The 20,612-nt window shown below is 52.9% G+C and carries 17 protein-coding genes; 5 read left to right on the forward strand and 12 right to left on the reverse strand.

Annotated elements, in window-relative coordinates:
- Positions 1–1,494, forward strand: coding sequence for a 4-alpha-glucanotransferase (gene malQ / locus LQZ19_RS13390; RefSeq protein ID WP_411048178.1), 1,494 nt, complete (start codon positions 1–3; stop codon positions 1,492–1,494).
- On the opposite strand, the gene LQZ19_RS13395 is transcribed toward malQ, so the two are convergent.
- The 11 genes from LQZ19_RS13395 to LQZ19_RS13445 form a co-directional block, all read right to left on the reverse strand.
- Positions 1,491–2,291: an ABC transporter ATP-binding protein gene (locus tag LQZ19_RS13395; RefSeq protein WP_411048179.1), complete on the reverse strand. Its 801-nt coding sequence runs from the start codon at positions 2,289–2,291 to the stop codon at positions 1,491–1,493. The two genes, malQ and LQZ19_RS13395, sit on opposite strands and share 4 nt — an antisense overlap.
- Positions 2,284–3,177: an ABC transporter permease gene (locus LQZ19_RS13400; RefSeq protein ID WP_411048180.1), complete on the reverse strand. Its 894-nt coding sequence runs from the start codon at positions 3,175–3,177 to the stop codon at positions 2,284–2,286. Before LQZ19_RS13400 ends, LQZ19_RS13395 begins: the two co-directional genes overlap by 8 nt.
- Before the next feature lie 2 nt (positions 3,178–3,179).
- Positions 3,180–4,169, reverse strand: coding sequence for an ABC transporter substrate-binding protein (locus LQZ19_RS13405; RefSeq protein WP_411048181.1), 990 nt, complete (start codon positions 4,167–4,169; stop codon positions 3,180–3,182).
- Between the two features lie 128 nt (positions 4,170–4,297).
- The gene (locus LQZ19_RS13410) at positions 4,298–5,233 is read right to left on the reverse strand and encodes a nucleoside hydrolase (RefSeq protein WP_411048182.1); all 936 of its coding nucleotides are present in this window, start codon (positions 5,231–5,233) and stop codon (positions 4,298–4,300) included.
- 12 nt (positions 5,234–5,245) lie between these two features.
- Entirely contained in the window at positions 5,246–6,202 is a 957-nt protein-coding gene (locus tag LQZ19_RS13415) for an ABC transporter permease (RefSeq protein WP_411048183.1), read from the reverse strand.
- Positions 6,195–7,268 carry an ABC transporter permease gene (locus LQZ19_RS13420; protein WP_411048184.1) on the reverse strand — a complete coding sequence of 358 codons (1,074 nt, stop codon included), beginning with the start codon at positions 7,266–7,268 and terminating at the stop codon, positions 6,195–6,197. The genes LQZ19_RS13415 and LQZ19_RS13420 overlap by 8 nt, the downstream gene beginning before the upstream one ends.
- A complete protein-coding gene (locus LQZ19_RS13425) occupies positions 7,265–8,836 on the reverse strand; it encodes an ABC transporter ATP-binding protein (protein WP_411048185.1) in 1,572 nt (523 codons plus the stop codon). The genes LQZ19_RS13420 and LQZ19_RS13425 overlap by 4 nt, the downstream gene beginning before the upstream one ends.
- A 22-nt stretch (positions 8,837–8,858) precedes the next feature.
- A complete protein-coding gene (locus LQZ19_RS13430) occupies positions 8,859–9,941 on the reverse strand; it encodes a BMP family ABC transporter substrate-binding protein (RefSeq protein ID WP_411048186.1) in 1,083 nt (360 codons plus the stop codon).
- 62 nt (positions 9,942–10,003) lie between these two features.
- Positions 10,004–11,398, reverse strand: a complete 1,395-nt coding sequence (locus LQZ19_RS13435; RefSeq protein WP_411048187.1) for an ADP-ribosylglycohydrolase family protein — start codon at positions 11,396–11,398, stop codon at positions 10,004–10,006.
- 95 nt (positions 11,399–11,493) lie between these two features.
- Positions 11,494–12,930 (reverse strand): IMP dehydrogenase, encoded by a 1,437-nt coding sequence (gene guaB, locus LQZ19_RS13440; RefSeq protein ID WP_411048188.1) that lies wholly within the window; start codon positions 12,928–12,930, stop codon positions 11,494–11,496.
- Between the two features lie 75 nt (positions 12,931–13,005).
- Complete coding sequence (locus LQZ19_RS13445; protein ID WP_411048189.1) at positions 13,006–14,445, reverse strand: lyase family protein; 1,440 nt, start codon at positions 14,443–14,445, stop codon at positions 13,006–13,008.
- Positions 14,446–14,546: 101 nt separating this feature from the next.
- On the opposite strand from LQZ19_RS13445, the gene LQZ19_RS13450 reads away from it, so the two are divergent.
- A complete protein-coding gene (locus LQZ19_RS13450) occupies positions 14,547–15,125 on the forward strand; it encodes a hydrolase (protein ID WP_411048190.1) in 579 nt (192 codons plus the stop codon).
- Between the two features lie 10 nt (positions 15,126–15,135).
- Positions 15,136–16,209 (forward strand): tRNA 2-thiouridine(34) synthase MnmA, encoded by a 1,074-nt coding sequence (mnmA, locus tag LQZ19_RS13455; protein WP_411048191.1) that lies wholly within the window; start codon positions 15,136–15,138, stop codon positions 16,207–16,209.
- A 6-nt stretch (positions 16,210–16,215) separates the two neighbouring features.
- Here the strand turns inward: mnmA and LQZ19_RS13460 are convergent, their stop codons facing one another.
- Complete coding sequence (locus LQZ19_RS13460) at positions 16,216–18,060, reverse strand: hypothetical protein (RefSeq protein WP_411048192.1); 1,845 nt, start codon at positions 18,058–18,060, stop codon at positions 16,216–16,218.
- Positions 18,061–18,138: 78 nt separating this feature from the next.
- Between LQZ19_RS13460 and LQZ19_RS13465 the strand changes: the two genes are divergently transcribed.
- Entirely contained in the window at positions 18,139–19,593 is a 1,455-nt protein-coding gene (locus LQZ19_RS13465) for a tetratricopeptide repeat protein (protein WP_411048193.1), read from the forward strand.
- Position 19,594: 1 nt separating this feature from the next.
- Positions 19,595–20,602, forward strand: coding sequence for a DHH family phosphoesterase (locus LQZ19_RS13470; protein ID WP_411048194.1), 1,008 nt, complete (start codon positions 19,595–19,597; stop codon positions 20,600–20,602).
- Positions 20,603–20,612: the final 10 nt, after the last annotated feature.

Consider the following 20,612-nt stretch of genomic DNA (forward strand, 5'->3'; position numbering starts at 1 on the left):
ATGTCCGAAAGATCCGCAGGAATACTGCTGGCGGTAAGCAGTTTACCCTCCCATTACGGCATTGGAACCTTTGGGGAAGCCGCCCGGCGCTGGGTTGATTTTTTGAAAGAGGCCGGGCAGAAATACTGGCAGATCCTGCCCCTGGGGCCCACCGGCTGGGGGGATAGTCCCTATCAGAGTTTCTCCGCCTTTGCCATAAGCCCCTACTACATTGATCCGGATATACTCCGGGACCAGGGACTCCTTACCCGGGAGGAACTTGAAGCCGTTCCCTGGGGTATTAAACCGAACCGGGTCTACTACGCCGCGCTGTACGCACATCGGGGAAAATTATTACGTATGGCATTCGACCGGTTCAGAGAAAATCCTTCCGCCCATGGCGGAAATACCTTTCGGGAGTTTCGGGAAAGAAACTCCGCTTGGCTTAATGACTACAGCCTCTTTATGGCCTTAAAACGATACAATAGGGGCGCGTCCTGGCTTGAATGGGGGGAGAAGCTCCGTTTCCGGGAAGAGAAAACCCTGGCCAAATATCAGGAAAAGCTGGCGGAGGATATTGAGTACCATTCCTGGGTACAATTTCAGGCCCGTACCCAGTGGGAAAACATCAAGGCTTATGCGAACAGTAACGGTGTTTTGATTATCGGCGATATCCCCATCTACGTTGCCCTGGACAGCGCCGATACCTGGGCGAACAGCGATCTGTTCCAGCTGGACGATCAGCGCAGGCCAATCCGGGTGGCGGGCTGTCCGCCGGATCCTTTTGCCGCTGGGGGACAGCTCTGGGGGAATCCCCTCTACCGCTGGGATGTTCTGGAGCAGAATGGGTATGCGTGGTGGATCTTCCGGCTACGGACCTGTATGCAGCTTTACGATGTAACCCGGATCGACCATTTCCGGGGCTTTGAAAGCTACTATTCCATCCCCGCGGCGGACAAAGACGCCAGCAGAGGCGAATGGGTTAAAGGCCCGGGGCTCAGTTTTATTAACACGATAAACCGTGAACTGCCCGGGGCCAACATCATTGCTGAGGACCTTGGCTACCTTACCACGGAGGTACGGGAACTTCTGCGGGCCTCGGGCTATCCGGGGATGAAGGTACTGCAGTTCGCCTTTGATTCCCGGGAATCCAGCGACTATATGCCCCACACCTTTGAACGGCACTGCGTGGTATACACCGGCACCCACGACAATCCCACCAGTCTTGGCTGGTTTAAGACCGCCCGCTTCGAGGATGTGGTACTTGCAAGGGAGTACCTAGGCCTCCGGGACATTCGGGAAGGCCACTGGGCTTTTATCCGTTCCGCCCTTTCAAGCGTCGCCGATCTCACCATTATCCCTATGCAGGATTACCTGGGTCTGGGAATCACCGGTCGCATGAACACCCCTTCTACCACCGGGGGTAACAACTGGCGTTGGCGTATGAACGGCGAGGCGCTGCAGGGTGAACTGGCGAAGAAGATTGAACATCTTACCCATATCTACGGGCGCTAGGATTCCAACAGTATTCTATCGGAATCAAGCTCCTCGTGGACAGCTTCCTTGTAGCGTTCGAGCAGACCCTGGGCGCTAAGTTTATGCCGCTCATCCCCGGAAATATCCATCACGATTTTTCCCTTATGCATCATTACGGTACGCGTTCCAAGTTCCAGGGCCTGGGAAATACTATGGGTGATCATCAGTGTAGTAATATTGTGTGTTTTCGTAATTTCGCCGGTAAGATCGATAACCTTTTTGGCGCTCACCGGATCGAGGGCCGCGGTATGCTCGTCAAGCAGGAGCAGTTTCGGCGGTACGAGGGTTGCCAGTAAAAGTGTCAGCGCCTGCCGCTGTCCGCCGGAAAGCAGGCTGGCTGGAGTTTTCAGGCGGCTTTCAAGACCCATATCAAGCTGGGACACAACATCCGCAAAGTAGGTCCGGTCCTTTGCACGGAGCGCCCGAGAAAGGGCAAAACGCCTGCTTACCTTTGAATATACAAGCGCAAGGTTTTCTTCAATGGTAAAGTCCGGCGCAGTACCCATGTGGGGGTCCTGAAACAGCCGCCCTATATCCCGGGCGCGCTTGAACTCCTTTTTGTTGGTAATATCCTCATCGTCAAGGATGATGGAACCCCCATCCAAAGGGATGTTTCCCCCAATTGCGTTAAACAGCGTTGATTTTCCCGCGCCGTTTGAGCCGATTATTGTTACAAACTCCCCGGCGCTAAGCTCAAGGTTTAACCCGCGCAGAACGGCATTTTCATTGGGCGTACCGGCTTCAAAGGTTTTATACGCGCCTTGAACACTAAGCATGTTGCACCCCCTTATCGCGGGTACGGAAAAGCCGCCTGATCTGCGGGGCAGCAAGGGCTATGGTTACAATTACTGCGGATAAAAACCGGAGCATATAGGCGGGGAAAAAGTTCAGCCACAACACAAGGGCTATCAAAAGACGGTAAATAACGGCGCCGGCGGCGGCAGCGATAAGCCCGCCGCTCAAGGAACGCAGCCGGAACAGGGTTTCTCCGATGATCACCGAGGCAAGCCCGATGATAACGATACCCGTACCGGCGTTAATGTCGGCGTAACCCTGGTACTGCGCAAGGAAAGCCCCGGACAGGCCGATAAACCCGTTGGCAAGGGCAATTGCCGCGATACGCATGGCATCGGCGTTAATCGAGGACGCACGTACCATTTTTTCGTTGCTGCCGGTGGCGCGGATACGCAGACCCACTGCGGTTTTAAAAAACCATGCCACCACAGCGATGGACGCAAGGCATATTACCAGGGTAATCCCCAGACGGACAAACTGTTTTGCACCCGGGGGAAAGCTCTGTTGTATAAGAGAAAAAAGCGTCCCGTGGCCAAGCAGTGAAATATTCGGCGTTCCCTGCATCACCAGAAGATTGATACTGTACAGGCCTGTCATCGTCAGTATGCCGGAAAGGATGGGGTGAATGCCCGCCTTTGTCTGCAAAAGCCCGGTAACAATGCCGGCAGCGGCGCCGAACAGGAGCCCTGCAAACAGCCCCAAAAACGGATGTCCCGCCACGGCGCACACCGCCGAAACGCTCATACCAAGGGTGAAACTCCCGTCCGCCGTCAGGTCCGGTGTATTCATCACCCGGAAGGCGATAAAAACACCGAGCGCTAAAAGCGAATAGATACACCCAAGCTGCAAAGAACCAAGGATGTTCATACTTAATTTCCAATCAATGTTGCGGAAGCAAATTCAGCCGGGATTGCAACACCGATTGTATCCGCCGTCTTCTTGTTAATAATAGTATAAAGCGTATCAAAGGTAACCGCCGGCATGTCCGCAACCGGCGTCCCTTCCAAATACTGGATCACCATATCTGCGGAACGGGCGCCGATAAGGGCGTCGCTGATTCCCACCGTGGCAAGGGCGCCGCTGTTTACGTGGGCAAGCGCTGTTCCGTACACAGGAATCTTCCGGCCATTCGCCGCTTCAACAATCTGGGGCATTGCGGAAACTACCATTGAATCGTTAGGAATAAAGAAGGCGTCAATCCTGGGCGCAAGGGCTTCCGCCGCCTGCTGGACCTCCGACGAATTGGTTACCATGATCTCCTGATATGTGATACCGGTAGAATCGAGATACTCCTTCGCCTTGTTGATCGTTGAAACCGCGTTCACCTCACCAAAGTTGTAAATCATGCCATAGCGTTTAATGCCGGGACTGAGTTTATCCGCAAGCTTGAAAAGTTCACTCACCGGAATAAAGTTTGAGGTCCCCGTGGCATTTTTGTCAGGTTTTGCCATGGACGTAAGAACACCCGCCGCAACCGGATCGGCCACCGAAATAAAGATGTTCGGAATACTGCTTTCCAGATTGACAAAGGCCTGGGTCGCAGGAGTTGCCAGGGTTACGACCACATCGTACTTCCCGTTTCCCATTTCCTGACAAATAGTGTTCAGCGTACCGGTGTCGCCCTGGGCATCCTTATAATTGATCGTAAGCCGATCCTCGCCATATCCCCGCTCCGCCATACGCGCGTAAAACCCATCCCGCATCTCTTTGAAGGTAACATTGTCAATAAGCTGGATAAACCCGATGGAATACCGCTTCGCAACGGTCGCCCCGGGCGCAGCTCCTTCTTTTTTCGCACAAGCGCTCAACACCATGCCCGCCAACAAGATGCTGCAAACTAACCTGTAAACCGCTTTCATAAAATACTCCTATAATAATCTTTTTGCGTTTCTATATATAGAAACAATACACCAAAAGCCTCCCCCTGTCAAGCGCTATTTTGCCGCCTGTGCTTCAGCCTTTTCTAACAAAAAATCTCATACCACGCTTACTTCGGATAAGAATCACAGGCGTCCATGAGAAGCCGGATAAACCCTTCCCGGTCCAGATCAAGACAGACCGTAACATTGGGCTTTGCCTTGGTCCAGAAACGGAGATCCGCCATGGTCATGCCCGTGGTATGTTTTCCTTTTGTCTCGATTTCAACATAAAAATCGCGGGTGGTAAACAGCTCCGGTTTGATAAGCCAGGCTACTGCACAGGGATCGTGAAGGGGGGCTCCGGAGAAACCCAGACTGGTATCGTATTTTGAAAAGTAATCTATAAGCTCCGCTGCCAGCACCGGGATCTTTCCGCCAAGCTTCCGCAGGGTCTCTGTTTCATTGGCCAGGATCATTGCCCTATGGGTTACATCCAAGCCGCACATGGTAATGGGTATTCCCGATGTATACACAATGTCCGCTGCTTCGGGGTCCACCAGGATATTAAACTCCGCAGCGGAAGTCCAGTTCCCACCGGCGAGGATGCTCCCGCCCATGAGAGATATCCGGGCGATATTCTGTTTTACCTCCGGGTAGGCGGTAAGGAGTATCCCGATATTGGTTAGCGGCCCTGTGGGGATAAGGGTAATAGGCTCCGGGCTTTCCAGAATAGTTTTACGCAGCAAGTCCACCGCCGGAATAGGCTCCTCCCGATAATCCGTCTCCGGAAGAGAAGGGCCGTCCAAGCCGCTTTCGCCATGCACCTCCGGGGCAGTCTCCAGTTCCCGAAACATAGGCTTATCCGCTCCGGCTCCCAGGGGCGGCCGTTTCCCGATATAACTCAAAATTCTTTTGGCATTCCGCAGGGTTTTTGCCAGGGTCTGGTTGCCGCCGGTTACGGTCACTGCCTTTACATCCAATTTATCACTGGCAAAGGCAAGGATCAGGGCCAGAGCATCGTCATGGCCGGGGTCGCAGTCCATTATTACAGGTATTTTCTTCATATCCGTTTCTCCTTAAATTTTGTGAGTAAAACTATTGCCTAAGGCGGCGGCCTTCTGGCCCTTCATTCTCCATGCGCGAAGGGCGGAAAAAACTACCAGCCCGAAGACTGTAGCAAAATAAGGAACGATCTTCACAAATTCATCGGGTATACGCATGGCTGCCATGATATTGGACATGGCGTCAAAAAAGCCGAATACCAGGGAGGCTAGCATAGTGGGCGCCGGGGAAAGCTGCCCCATGGCCGCCGCAGCTAAAGCAATAAAGCCCCGGCCGGAAACCATGTTCCGGGTAAAGCCGCTCATGTACCCCATGGAGAGGAAGGCCCCGCCGGCGGAAGCCAAAAGGCCGCTTATAATGAGCGCGGCAAACTTGGTCCGCAGTACATGGATACCCACCGACTCCGCAGCATCGGCGTTTTCCCCTACCGCCCGTATACGCAAACCCAGCCGGGTTTTGAACAGCAGAACCCAAACCACAAAAACCATGATAAAGGCCAGATAGGTTAAGGTATTTTGACCGGAAATGATCCTGCCCAATACGGGGATATCCCGGATAAGGGGAATATCCAGCCGGGGGAAACTGAGGGAAACCAGGGAGGAGGTACTGCCCTTATCCCCGATCAAAGCGTACATCAGAAAAACTGTGCCCCCGGTAGCCAGAGTATTCAGGGCAATACCGGCCAGGATGATGTCGGTTTTCAGATAGAGGCCGAAATAGGCCAGGAGTACCGCGATCACCAGTCCCCCGGCCAGGGCCGCCAGGAAACCCCAGAGCAGGCTGTGGCTAAGTCCGGAACCTATGGCGCCGAAGAGGGCGGAAAAAAGCATGATCCCCTCCAAGGCGATATTAGAGGCGCCGGCCCGTTCCGCCACAACCGAAGCCAGGGCCGCATAAAGTATGGGGGTGGTTACCCGGAGTACCGAATAAGCAAAGTCCACGGCAAAAATATACTGAAGGATATTATCCATTGTTTCGCAACTCCCTTACCAGCATCTTCTGGCGTTGATGGCTCATAAAAGCCTGGGCGGCCACCAGCATTATAATTATTCCCTGTATAATGGAAATCATCTCACTGGTAACATCCGTAGCGGAGGACATACGATCTGCCCCAATCCGTATGTAGGCAAGGAGGAAAGCCGCCACAGGTACAAACTGGGGTTTATTTTTCGCAAGGATAGCTACGATGATACCGTCAAATCCGTAGCCCGGCAGGTTCTGCCACTGGAAGCGATCATACATCCCCAGGATCTCCACCGAACCGCCGACACCGGCGATAAACCCGCCGATAAGCTGGGAATAGATCAGCACCACCGGGGTATTGATCCCCGAATAAGCCGCAAAGCCGGGGTTCCTTCCGGTCTGAATAAGGGCATAACCCCAGGTGGTTCGTCGTATAAAAATCATCGTCAGGATTACTGCCCGGATCACGATAAAAAGCCCTGCGTGAATCCGGGTCCCCGGAATGATCTTCGGCAGTTTTGCCGTGATGGGCAGCAGGTAGGTAGAAACATAACCGCTGTCGGGGTCTTTAAAAACAGTATTGGTAAAGTACCGTGTAAAATAAAAAAATACGTAGTTCAGCATCAGAGAGGATACCAGTTCCGATGCACCCCATTTCTGTTTAAGCAGGGCGGGGATGGCGCAGACAATTGCACCGGTAAGACCACCCAATAGTATTACTATCAGAGGATGGATCACCGGAGGCAGAGGCAACGCCAGGGCAGCCATGGCGGCTACTGCGCCTGAGGCATAGAATCCGCCCTCAGCGCCCATGTTAAACTGGTTGGCGCTGAACATCACCGCCACCGCAAGACCCGTAAAGGTCAGCGCTATGGCCAGCTCAACAACATTACCGAAACGCCGCCAGGAGGACAGGGGTCCTAAAAAGAGGCCCCGAAACGCTGCCAGGGGTTCCTTGCTTACCAAGAGGATGATAACAAAGGATAGCAGCACCGCTATCAATATTGCTGTTGAAAAACGCAGTATCTCAAAGCGGGTTTCAATATTCGTTTTTTTACCGAAATATTTCTTCATGCCAAACTCCTTTGAACGGGAACTTTCATTGCAAGGAGCAATTCTTCTTCACTTTGCTGCTTAATTCCCAGCATATACAGCCCCAGCTCTTCTTCGGTAATCTCCGCAGCAGACTGAAAATACGCCGCAATCCGGCCGCCATACATCACCAGGAGGGTATCGCTCAGGTCCATGACTTCGGAAAGGTCTGCGGATATGAGCAGTATTGCTGCCCCATCGTCCCGGAGCTGAAGGAGTTTTTTGTGGATAAACTGCGCTGCACCCACATCAATGCCCCTGGTGGGTTGATCCGCTATGATACATTTCCCCTTGGATGAAAATTCCCGGGCCACCACCACCTTCTGGATATTACCGCCGGAAAGCATCCGTACCGGTACCTCCGGGGTATCAACCTTTATTTGGTAATCCCGGATCAGATTCTCCGACCGGGTGTCAATTTCTTTTATATTGAGAAAGGGGCCGTGCGAAAGCTTGTCCCCGCTGAATTCTATCGAAATAAGATTTTCCCGCACCGATGATGACAGAGCCACACCCTTGGTCATCCGGTCCTGGGGGATATGCGCCATACCGGCATCACGAATCTGTTTAATGGTTAGCGACGCTATTTCTTTACCAAACAGTTCCACCTTGCCCGTATCGGGTTTCCGCAGGCCGGTAATAGATTCTACCAATTCCCGCTGACCATTGCCCTCAACCCCGACTATCCCCAGGATCTCCCCCGTACGAAGATTAAACTGAATGTCCTGGAGCAGGCGCCGGTTTGCCTCGTCCACCACACCCAAACTACGCACTGCCAGAACGGTGTCGCCGATATTGGCCGGATTTTTTTGGATGCTCCAGTCCATATCTTTCCCCACCATGAGGTTGGAGATTTCCTGCTTGCTCAGTTTAGCAACATCGTAGACCCCAACGGTTTTGGCATTCCGCATGATGGTGATCCGGTCACAGATTTCCTTGATTTCGTTTATCTTGTGGGAAATAAAAATAATCGTATGCCCCTGTTCTTTCAGCATCTTGAGCTGTTGGAATAGCTCTTCTGTTTCCTGGGGTGTCAATACCGCTGTAGGTTCATCCAGGATCAGCAGTTTAGCTTTTCTGAATAAGGCCTTGAGAATTTCCACCTTCTGCCGGGCGCCAATGGGCAGGTCCCGTATGCGGCTTAAAGGGTTGATGGCAAAGTTGTACTTCTTGATTATAGCTTCGGCCTCGGAGGTGATCCGCTTGTAGTCCAGAAAACCACCCTTGACCGGCTCCATGCCCAGTGCGATATTTTCCGCCACGGTCATGGAATCCACCAACATAAAGTGCTGGTGGACCATGCCGAGCCCCGTTTGTATAGCATCAAGGGGAGATTTGACGTGCAGTTCCAGATCATTAAAAAAGATCTGCCCCTCAGAAGGCGCTTCTATTCCAAAAAGTATCTTCATCAGGGTAGTCTTTCCCGCGCCGTTCTCCCCCATCAGGGCGTGGATTTCGCCTGCGTTTACACTCAGGTCAACGCTATTGTTGGCTATCACGCCGTTGGGGTATATTTTTACAATTTTCTGCATTCGCAAGATTTCTGTCATATATTATCCCTATCAGGCCGGCTTAGGGGCGAACCTGATTTACTAAGGTAGTAAAGCTGCTTTGATCCATGCCGAAAGAAGTTATCACCTGGATCTGTTTTGCCTTAATTTGATCATTAAACTTAGTAATCGTAGATCGCGCATCCGCAGGAACAACTTTCTGGTAGATGGGGTTATCCGCAAGGCCTACGCAGTCTTCGTTTATTCCCAATTCCACCCGGGTTCCCCAAGCAAGGGTTCCCGCAATAGCCTGTTGTACCGCCAGATAGAGGGACTGATCCACCCGCTTCAGCATGGAGGACATGATAAGATTTGCCATCTCCGGATCGCTGTCCTGGTGGAGCATGGCTTGATCCGAATCCACCCCAATCACTAAGTGGTTCCGTTCCTTGGCTGCCTGCAGGACTCCTTCCCCGGCATTGGATGCCACGGAGAAAACTACATCGGCGCCCATCTGGTACTGTGCAAAGGTCAACTCTTTCGCTTTCGCGGTGTCGCTAAAGTTGCCCACAAAGGAGGGAACGACCTTGATGTTCTGGTTAAAATCCTTGGCGCCCTGGATATAACCCACCAGGAAATCCCGAATAACGGTGTTGTCCATGCCGCCCACAAAACCGATAATCCCGGTTTTGCTCGTTGATGCGGCCAGAACCCCCGCAAGATAGGAACCTTCATTCTGCTTGTATTCAATAGAATAAATATTTTTATAAACCCCCTTGGTATCCGAGGCATAGTCCATGGAAGTATCATACACGATGATTTTCTGGTTTGGATAATCCGGCGCAACCTTGGCAACCAGCTCTTGCATCTGCCAGGTGCCGCAAATTATGATATCGTGCTTTTCGTCGCAGAGATCCCGCAGGGCGGGCTCCCATTTTGAATCGTCGTAACCGACTTCCACCACCTTAATCTGCCCGCCCAATTTGTCCCGGATCATGGAAAGGCCATTATTGGCAGAATCGTGGAAGGACTTATCCCCCAGATTTCCGTTAATCAACAGGGCAACTTTCAGGCCGCCCCCGGTTCCCGCAGAACCGCTATCCTTGGTTCCGCAGGCGCTCAGCATGGCCAAGAGCAAACAGTTCAATAAAAGTAATTTCCGCATCGTTTTCCTCCATAAAAAACATTTATACAAAAATATCTTTCTAAAAGATATTGTTGATCCCTTCAAGCAGTCCTGTTAAACAATCCGGCGGTACGTACGGTTTTATCCACTAAGGATGTAAGCTCTATCCTCTTCATGTCATCCCGCAGATAGGTTAGGACCGTATCCCCCAGGGGCCGGAGCCAGCGCTCCTGAATAGCATCCCTGCCCTGCTGCGCCCCAAGAACAGCGGCGATCTGTGCAGCGTTGCAGTCCACATCTTGCCCGCACATGGCGATATGGTACATGGTCTCATCAAAATTGCCATTTCCGAACCATAGCGCTATTACTTCCGCTGCTGCGTTGGGATAAGCGTGGATCCAGTTGTACTGTTTGTACTGATCTTCGCAAGCAGCCCAAGCGGCGGCAAAATCTCCCAATTCCGCCTGCTCCCGGGCAAACTGTATCACCGAGTGGTATTCACTGTCAGCGGGGATAAGGCCGATAGCCCGGTCCAGGCAGCGGCGGGGATCGGCTTCAACAAAGGAAATGGAAACCAGCAGGGCGTTGAACACTTCCCCCAGGACGCCATTCCCGGCGTGGGAGATGACCCCGTCAAGCCAAGCCAGCCGCGCCGCCTCACGGGGGTTTCCCGGGGCTAGTTGACCACAGATTGCCCCCCGCATCTGTGCACCTATCCATTCCCGGTAAGGGTTTTTCAGGAATCCGCTTTCCGGGGGATAGATTCCCCTCCGTAGATTATCCAGGGCGATCTGTTCCGCCGACCAGCCCATAGGGATTAAGGCTAACCACTGATCCGCGATATCTGCGGAACTTACCAGAGGCCCCTTTTGTTCGCAGGCGGTAAGAAAGGCTATCTCATAGGTAATATCATCGTTATAGGTGTTGGGTTCCCGGACATAGGAGCGGATCTCACCGAATTTTTTCCTGAGCTGGGCGGCGGTATACCCTTCCAGGGCAGTACCCAGGGCGCCCCCGGAAATCCGGGCAATCCAGGCGGCATAGGTGCGATCATAAAAATCATTGCTTTTCACATCAACCGGGATCGGCGCCGGCAGAGAAACTGTCTGTTCATAGGTTTCAAAGTCCCGGTAAACCCTATAATTCCAATATGAAGACTGGGTATCAACCGGAAGAGTATCCATGGTCTGCCAGATATGGGCAGTAAGGATATTCAGTTTCTGCAGATCCTCCGCTGCCAAGGCCGCAAGTCCTTCTTCAAAGAGCCGCTCCGCCTCATCCACCCGATAACCCATATTCTCCATGGACTGTATAGCCCCGGCGATAAGGCATTCCGGCGCGGAGGAACCCGGAACGTTACTGGACCAAGAGGTTTTCAGCAAGGCATCGGCGTTTTTTTCAAATTCCGACATCATACGCCAAGTCTGTTCATCTTCGGACAGGATTACAGGGAAGGCATTTTGCGTTTTTCTAAAGGTGTATTCCCAAGCTTTCATCTTTAACCTACCCCACTATGCAATAAAAATATCCAGGATCGTAATATTACCTAAATATAACACAAAAAAGACTTGTCCGCACGCAAAAATGAGGCTTATACCCGGCTGTAGTTCGGGGCTTCCTGGGTGATGGTCACGTCGTGGGCATGACTTTCCTTCAAACCCGCAGCGGTGATCCGTATGAAATTACGGTATTTCTTAAAATCTTCGATGGTCTTGCACCCGCAGTAACCCATGCCTTTGCGGAGCCCGGACACCAGCTGATGAAGGTAACTCCGCAGTTCCCCCTTATAGGGAACCCGGCCTTCAATGCCCTCGGGTACCGGTGTTTCATCCTTGGTCATCTGATACCGGTCGCCGGAACCATCGCTAATGGCGCCTAAGCTGCCCATGCCCCGGTACTCCTTGTAGATTCTGCCGTCATAGATAATCTCACTGCCCGGCGCTTCCTTGAGCCCCGCAAAAAGATTCCCTATCATCACCACACTGGCGCCGGCGCCGATGGCTTTGGTGATATCGCCGGAAAACTTAATCCCCCCGTCGGCAATAACCGGTATGCCGTGCTTTGCACCCTCTTCGGCGCAGTCCCAAACTGCGGTGAACTGGGGCACCCCCACGCCGGCCACAATCCGGGTGGTACAGATCGAGCCCGGACCTATCCCCACCTTTACTGCATCCGCTCCGGCTTCAATAAGCCTGCGGGTACCTTCTTTGGATGCCACGTTCCCGCCCACAACCGGGATACCGAATTGTTCTTTTATACCCCGCACCGCATCCATAACGTTCTTTGAATCCCCGTGGGCGGTATCCAGGATCACAAAATCTACCTTAGCGTTTTTAAGGAGGGGCATACGTACCGGATAATCCATAGGGGAAACCGCCGCTCCAACGATAAGCCGCCCTCCCTTATCGGTGGCTGCCTTGGGGTAACGGGCGTGCTTCTCCATATCCTTAACGGTGATTAACCCCGTGAGCAGCCCCTTGGCGTCAACCACGGGCAGTTTTTCAATCCGGTGTTTATCAAACTTATCCCGGGCGCTGGAAACCGTGGGTACCCCCTGCTCCGTCACCGGGTCCCTGGTCATCACCTCCGCCACCGCCAGGGTATCGTCTTGGCAGAACCGAAGGTCACGGTTGGTGATGATCCCCACCAACTGCCCTTCCCGGTTCAGCACCGGCATCCCGGAAATCCGGAACTTATCCCGTAGGATCTTTACATCCCGGATCAGGGCATTTTCCAGCACCGTAACCGGGGAATCGATAATCCAGTTGAGGTAGCGTTTTACATTGGACACCTGCTGAGCCTGTTCCTCGGGGTTCAAATTCCGGTGTATCACCCCGGCGCCTCCTTCCAGGGCAATGGCAATGGCCAGCTTTTCCTCGGTTACCGTATCCATGGCGGAAGAAATGATGGGAACATTCAGATCCACATCGGCGCATAAGGTGGTACGGACATCGCAATCCTTTGGCAGAGTATCTGAGTACCCCGGGAAGAGCAGGACATCATCGTAGGATAGGGCTTCTGCAAACATAGTATAACTCCTAAATATGAATTAGAAAATAGGAATGAGGAGTTAGGAAATAAAAAATCCTTCGCTCCTCCTTTCTCACTCCTCATTCCTCATTAATTGCCTGTATTTTGCGGACAGGGTTTTTGCCTTCTTTACCGCAAGACCGCAGTACCGTTCGGGCTTTTCAAAAAACGAAAGGGCATCGGAAGCGGATGCCACAAGTCCCAGTTCCGCCATCTTGCCGCCAATTCGGGAAAGGACATCCCCCTCCTTTGTCAGGGCCGCAGCAAAACTAATGTTCTCTTTTTCCGCCGTCAGGGTGATTTTTCGTATAACCTCGTGGGCATCGGAAACGCCGGTCTCCGCAAGCAGTATGTAGGCCGGTTCAGCGAGAACTCCACCGGGAATACCGGTCTCGCCGCGCAGGTTGCGGAGCAGCCGTTCCCGGTCCGCCCCCAGGCCCCGGATAACCGAGGCCATGCGGCTCACCGCCAGACAGAACCCCGCGGCATAGTCCGCTATAAAACGCTGGCTCGCCGAGTTGGACAGGTCCCGCTGATGTTCGCTTATCTGGTCCATAAAGAAGCTTGTAACCCGGGGCATAAAGGCCTTCCAGAGGCTCTTAACGTGTTCCGAGTTCCAGGGATTCCGCTTCTGGGGCATGGTGGATGATCCAACCTGGTCGGCGGAAAAGCCCTCCCGGAGTTCCCCTATTTCGCTGCGCTGAAGATTCCGAAGGTCGTCCGCCAGATTGGCGATGATTCCAAAGGCAACATTGAATTCCAGAAGGAGCCGCAGAAGATATTCGGGCTCCACAAGCTGGGTAGAATGTTCAGAAGCTTCAAGTCCAAGACCGGCCAGGTAGAGCCGCTCCAGTTCCTCCGGGTCCTTAACGATCATGCTCGTGGCATTGTAGGCCCCCACGGCGCCCGCAAGTTTTCCCTTGAGCTGTCCCGAAAGGCGTTGTATTTCCAGGATCGACTTCCCCAGCCGGGACACGTATTCCGCCAAAGCAAAGCCCAGGGTGATAGGTACCGCATGTTGGCCGTGGGTGCGCCCCACCTGGGGAGTTTCCGCCTCGCGCTCCGCAAAGTCGCAGAGCAGGAGTTCCAGTTTTTTCAGCAAGGGGAGTACCACTTCCCGGGTGACCCCGGTCATTCGATAGGAAAGGGCGGTGTCTAAAATATCCACGCTGGTGGCGCCAAGGTGTACCAGGGGCGCGGTTTCGGGGGGAACCTTAGTTTTAAGGACATTCACCAATGCCCGGATATTATGCTTCGTCTTTTCTTCTTCGGCGTAGACCTCCGCCGGATCGATCTTCGCCCCCGCCTCTTCCAGAGCGCTTTTCAGGGCCGGCGTCAGACTGCCCCGAACGCTCAGGTGGGCAATAACCAGGGCTATCTCCGCCTTCACGCAGGAGGCTATCGAAGCTTCCTCGGAAATCCAGGCGCTGAGGGAATCAAACAGGGCTTTTTCGGAAATAGAATAACGATGATCTATAGGTGAAATATTTTGGAAAATATTACGGGTTTCCATACCAGACTATGGCACATAACGAAATTTATGTCCACTACCCGGGCAAGGTAAGTGTTTTGTGGGGCATATTCTTTTCTGTTCCTTTTTATTAAACTATCCTTATGGCTGAAACTAATACCATTACCCGGGACCAAGCCTGGGAACTGTTTAAGACCTACAATAAAGATCCCTTTCACATCCAGCATGCGCTTACCGTGGAAGGGGTGATGCGCTGGTATGCCCGGGACCTGGGTTACGGGGCGGAAGAGGACTTTTGGGGTATCGTGGGACTGCTCCACGATATCGATTTTGAGGAATTCCCCAAGGAGCATTGTATTAAGGCTCCGGAGCTGCTGCGGAAAGGCGGGGTTGGGGAGGACATTATCCACGGGGTATGCAGCCATGGATATGAGTTAACCGTGGATGTTAAGCCCGAGCATGAGATGGAGAAGGTGCTCTACGCAGCGGACGAGCTTACGGGGCTTATCTGGGCGGTGGCTATTATACGGCCCTCCAAAAGTGTGCAAGATATGGAAGTAAAATCGGTTAAGAAGAAGTATAAGACCCCGGCTTTTGCGGCGGGCTGTTCCCGGCCGGTTATCGAGAAGGGGGCCGCTATGTTGGGCTGGGAGCTGGACAAGCTTATCGAAAAAACCATCCTGGCCATGCGTTCCTGTGAAGACCTTGTTTCCCAGGGATGATTCGAACTCCATGGTTCGCGGAAAGGCGGTCATAGCCATGTCCGGCGGGGTGGATAGTTCCGTCGCGGCCTGGCTTATGAAAGATGGGGGGTATGAATGCATCGGCATAACCCTGAAGCTTTTTGTGAACGATGCTATTGGAAAGCCTAAGAATAATTCCTGTTGTTCCCTGGATGATATAAACGATGCCCGGGCGGTGGCCTACCGCATGGATATGCCCCACTACGTATTGAACTTTACCGAAGAGTTCCGGGATAGGGTGATAAACCGGTTTATCGAAACCTACGAACAGGGGGCCACCCCTAATCCTTGTATAGACTGCAACCGGTTCATCAAATTTTCCCGGCTCCTTGAACGGACACGGCAGTTGGATTTTGATACCATCGTTACCGGCCATTACGCCAGGATAGAACGGGACGGCGCCGGCAGGTTCCTCCTAAAGCGGGCCCTGGATACTAAAAAGGACCAGAGCTATGTCCTCTACGCCATGACCCAGGATCAGTTGGCCCATACTCAGTTTCCCCTGGGTGGGCTGACCAAACCCCGGGTTCGTGAAATAGCCGAAGCCCAGGGTTTTGTGAACGCGAAGAAACACGATAGCCAGGATATCTGCTTTGTCCCCGACCGGGATTACGGCGGCTTTATCGAACGCTATACCGGGAAGCGCTCGGCCGAGGGGAATATCATTGATGAAGCGGGCCGGGTCCTGGGTACGCACCGGGGTATCATCCGGTATACCGTTGGTCAGCGGCGGGGGCTGGGGATTGCGCTGAACGAACCGGTGTACGTTAAGGCTAAATCAGTAGTGGATAATACGGTTACCCTGGGGCCCGAGGAGTCGCTCTACACAAAAGCGCTGACCGCCAATGAGCTTAACCTGATTAGCTATGCCCGGCTGGAGAAGCCGTTACGGGTAACCGTTAAGACCCGGTACCTTCAGAAAGAGCAGTGGGCCACGGCGGAACAGACCGGGGAGGATACCCTGCGGGTGGACTTTGACGAACCTCAGCGAGCCATCACTGCGGGTCAGGCGGTGGTGCTTTACGAGGGGGATATAGTTGTGGGGGGCGGGACCATAATATAATTGTTGCTAGTAGAACACCTGTATGTGCTCCGTGGTCAGGCGGTGCTTCATCTTGACCATCAGGGTTTGTTCCGATGGCGAATAGGCCCAGCCCGAGGAATCGTAGCGCTCAAACTGGGGATCAGTTCGGAAGGGGATATTGTAGAGCTGTATCTGGGTAAAGGGCCGTATGCCCCGAATGAGCATATAATGGGTCTTCCCACTGGGGAAGGATACGGAAATATCCAAGGCATTATTTTCCTGGCTGAAACTTGCCGTAACCCCGGCGGCGGCGGTCCAAGTCCAGCCCCCGTTTATCGCGGGACCCAAGCTTATGGCCTTGGCGATATAATCTCCCAGCCGGAGCTGCAGGTAGATCCGGGCGGAGCTTAGGGTAGCATTGGAAACCGCTCTGTTGGCGGGGGTGATGTCGCCATTTTCAGAGAGGCCCAGGGTAAGGGGGGCCGTGCCGGTCTCGTCCACAAGGGAGAGTACCGACAAAACCAGAGAGCGGCCTATTCCATCCCAGATTTCTTGGCCGGCGTATTCACCGTAGGCGATTAGTCCTGCCCCTAAACGGAGGTTAAATTCCAGATCCGCCATCCCCTTGTCAAAGACAAAAATCCGCTCCCGCTGATTGTCCATAACGATTCCCTCGGATAGGGCAAAACAGGACTGATCCATTAGCCCTTCAAAGGGATTTTCCTCATTGGGCTGGTAGTGCTGCCAGTCCATATAGCCTTCCAGGATACCGGGTATCAAATTCGGGTCCAGTGCGGCGGTATCAATGGAACGGACTATCCCGGCCGCGCTGTCAAGCAGATTGTTGTAGCCCCGGATGGCGAGAAATTCGATGATGTGGAAATTTTTCAGAAAGTCTGCGGACCCGTTTTCGATAAGCCGAGTCAAGCTGTTGAAATTTTCCCGTTCAAAAACGGCGTTTGAACGAAGCCCCTGATCCAAATGTCCTATATATACGGTAGATTTAAAGCTTTTTTGATTGCCCTCCAAAAAATCGGGGGATATTGCGGAAACCGCAGGCTGAAAGGTACCGCGCTGTAAGGATTCGGAAAGATAGGCCAGAAGCGTTTCCTCATTCCGATTGTCTCCGATGTTCTCTCCCCAGAGGGAGAAGGATTGAGCCCGCCAGCGGTTAAGAACATCATTGTAGTTCCGCCTATCCTTGGTGGAACTGAGGATAAAACGGGAGGGGTCAAGGACTTCAATCCCCGGGACCACGCCGTAGAAAACAAGGGGATTTTGAATATCCATAAGAATCAAATGGCGGACAGCGTCCACCGTAGAATTGGTGAACCGGTAGCTTTTCCCATCGGCGATGATATGGGATTCTCCATCGTCGTTGTGCCTGATACGGGAGCTGCCAAGGGGACGGTAGGGAAGTTCCAGCCCCATGTATCCTTCGGGCAGATTGGCGCCTATCCTGAGTTCCTGCCTTCCGCTGGTATTCTGGCTGGTGAAGCTCAGCTCCGCTCCGCCGGCGAGCATAAATAGGGCGCTGTTTTTGGATACGGTTATAGCGATGGGTCTTGTCCGTTCCCTTTTGCCATCCCGGTTCAGGATACAGAGGCTGTCGATATTATCATCATCCGTTAGGAAGAACTCCATTCCTCCGTAAAAAACGCTTGACTCCCCATTCAGGGGGCGTGCGTTATCGTGGGAAGCCTCTGCTGCTTGCAACGCAGTTTCCCGCGCCGCCGGGACTTGTTTGCCATAGTGGCCGGAAACTACAAAGTCGCCGATTTTTTGGGTGAAATTCCTGTGTTCGGTAAATTGGATTACCACCAGCATGACAAATACACCCACATACAAAACGACGAGGCTGATAATACGAGGAAAAATGGGTTTTCTCATCCTGTTCTAAGATATCCTATAGGTGTTCAAATTGCAACTTATTGCTTTTAAGATGATTGTACTATATTATGAATAAATATGAATACCGGATACTCTGGGGTTTTTTTCCTTCTGACAATTTTGTCCTTTGCCTGCTCTTCCCGTCCTGCAGAGCAGGTCCCTGCCGCAACAACGGCTGCTGTTTCGGCTCCCGTTGTTGAAGTCCCTGCTCCCCAAGCAGTTTTGGTCGTGTCCCAGGAGATCCCTCCAACTGATACCGAGTCTATCCTGTCCGCTGTGGCGGATTTGCTCGGCCGGGGGGATTACGACGGCGCCCTGGCATGTTTTGATCGTCTGGACAGCGAAGTTGCCGCTGCTTCCAATATTCGTCTGTTGAAGGCTTCAGTATTAAGCTCCGCAGGCAGAATGGGAGAGGCCCGGAGTATTATTGAAGGGATTATCGCCGGGGATGCGAATAATACGGAAGCCCTCTATGTACTTTCCTCCCTGGAAAGTATTCAGGGAAAGGAACGGGAACAGAAGGCGATCCTGGAACGTATCATCAAAATCGATCCGAACCATGTGCAGGCCCTTGCTGCCCTGGGGACTATAGCGGTTCTGGGTAAATCCCTGCAGACTGCGGCTTCCTATTTTGACAAAGCCCTGGCGGCGGACCCGAACAATGGTGATGCACTTCTCGGCCGGGCCGGGGTGTACCGGTACCAGCGGAACCCCAAGGCGGCGGAGTCCCTGTTGAACAAGGCGGTTACCCTCTATCCCCAATGGACCAGACCCTTAACCGAACGGGCCCGGCTTTACGAGGGAGCGGGCTTTTATGCCGATGCCTTAAACGATCTGGACCGGGCTAAAAAAATTAACAGTAATGATTATTGGATAGCCGTTGACCGGGGAATCGTCCTGGTGGATCTGCAGCGGAAGCAGGAAGCCCTTCCGGAATTTAACCGGGCCATAGGGATAGATCCGAATATATTCATCGCCTATGTGTACAGCGCCGGGATAAAGGATGAATTGGGGGATTACGAAGGGGCGGAACATGATTACGAGGTTCTTGCCAGGCTGAAACCGGATTACTATTTTGCTTCTGAAGGCGTGGGGATCCACAAAATGCGGAGGGGTCTCTGGGCCGAGGCGAGGGATGCCTTTATGGCGACCTATAGACAGGCGCCGGAAACCTTTTCCTATGCCCTGCTTACTTCCCTGTGCTGGATGCGGGCGGGCAGGATAACGGATCCAAAACCGTTTCTTGCAGAGGTATTGCGGAAGGTTAAGCGGGATAGTTTAGAGTGGTATGTGATCCGGCTCTACCATGATCTGAACGGGGACAGTGATGTGGCCGCACGGATTGATCAGGAACAAAACCCCACACTTAAGGCCCAGATGCTGTACTATCTGGCGAGTTACTACGATGTCCGGGGCAATACCACCCTGGCGAACCGGTATTTTACCCAGGCCTATGACATGGGAGAGCGTACCATTATCGAATGGCGTTTTACCGAGTGGGTCGTGGAACAACGAAATTTGAAGGCTCTCTGATATGGAGCATTTTTCCCGGCTGCTCGAACTTCTGGAAGAATCCTGTCTCCTTTCGGATCGGTTTATCGAAGATCCCAATGTATCCCAAAGGCGGGTGGTAATCCAAACCCATGATTTTCCGGACCATGACGCCATGGCTTCGGCCTTTGCCCTGAGCCAACTTCTGGAGCGTTTTGGTTTTGCCCCTAAGCTCCTGTACCGGGGCATTATCCGCAGCTATTCCCTCTGGTCCATGGTTTCAGAGCTGGCGATTCCCATTACCCAGGTTGCGGATAAGGCAAACAAAGAATGGCGCCACGCCCCCTGCATTATGGTGGACGGAAATCCCACGAATACCAATGCCCGGCAGATAACGGATAATCTTTTTGGGGTGATAGATCACCATGGGGGTTCCGAAACTCCGGACTGTCCCTTTGTGGATATCCGGACGGACTACGGCGCCTGTTCGTCCATTATCGAAAGTTACTGGCATGAGCTGGCGCTGAGCCCCGATAAGGTTGCTGCCACAGCGTTACTCATGGGCATACAGATGGATACGGACTTCCTTTCCCGCCGGGTACATCAGGCGGATCTGGATGCCCTGCACCGGATTTTTTTCATCGCCGATTGGGAGTACGGATCCCGGGTGGTTAAAACAGCGCTTTCAAAAACGGATCTGAATTCCCTCCAGTTGGCCATTGCCAATGCCCGGATACAGGACGGTATCTTCTTTACCGTGATTACCGAAGAGATCACCCAGGAGGCTATTTCGGTTCTGGCGGATTTTTTCCTGCGGCTCCGGGAAATTTCCATCACCATTCTGGTGGAGAACAAGGGGGAGATCCGGCCGGTTTCGGTACGGAGTCAGCTTCCGGAAGTTTCCGCTGCCCGGGTAATCCGCACTGCGCTGAAAGACATAGGCGAAGGGGGCGGGCATGACTATATGGCAGGGGGGCTGCTCTTTCCCGCCACAGAAATAAGTGATGATGATTTGTTTTTTCGATTTCTCAACGCTATTAAAGAGCACTAAATTAGGAGAT

It is taken from the genome of Treponema primitia (assembly GCF_046533075.1).
In the GTDB taxonomy this organism is placed as follows: Bacteria; Spirochaetota; Spirochaetia; order Treponematales; family Breznakiellaceae; genus Termitinema; species Termitinema primitia_B.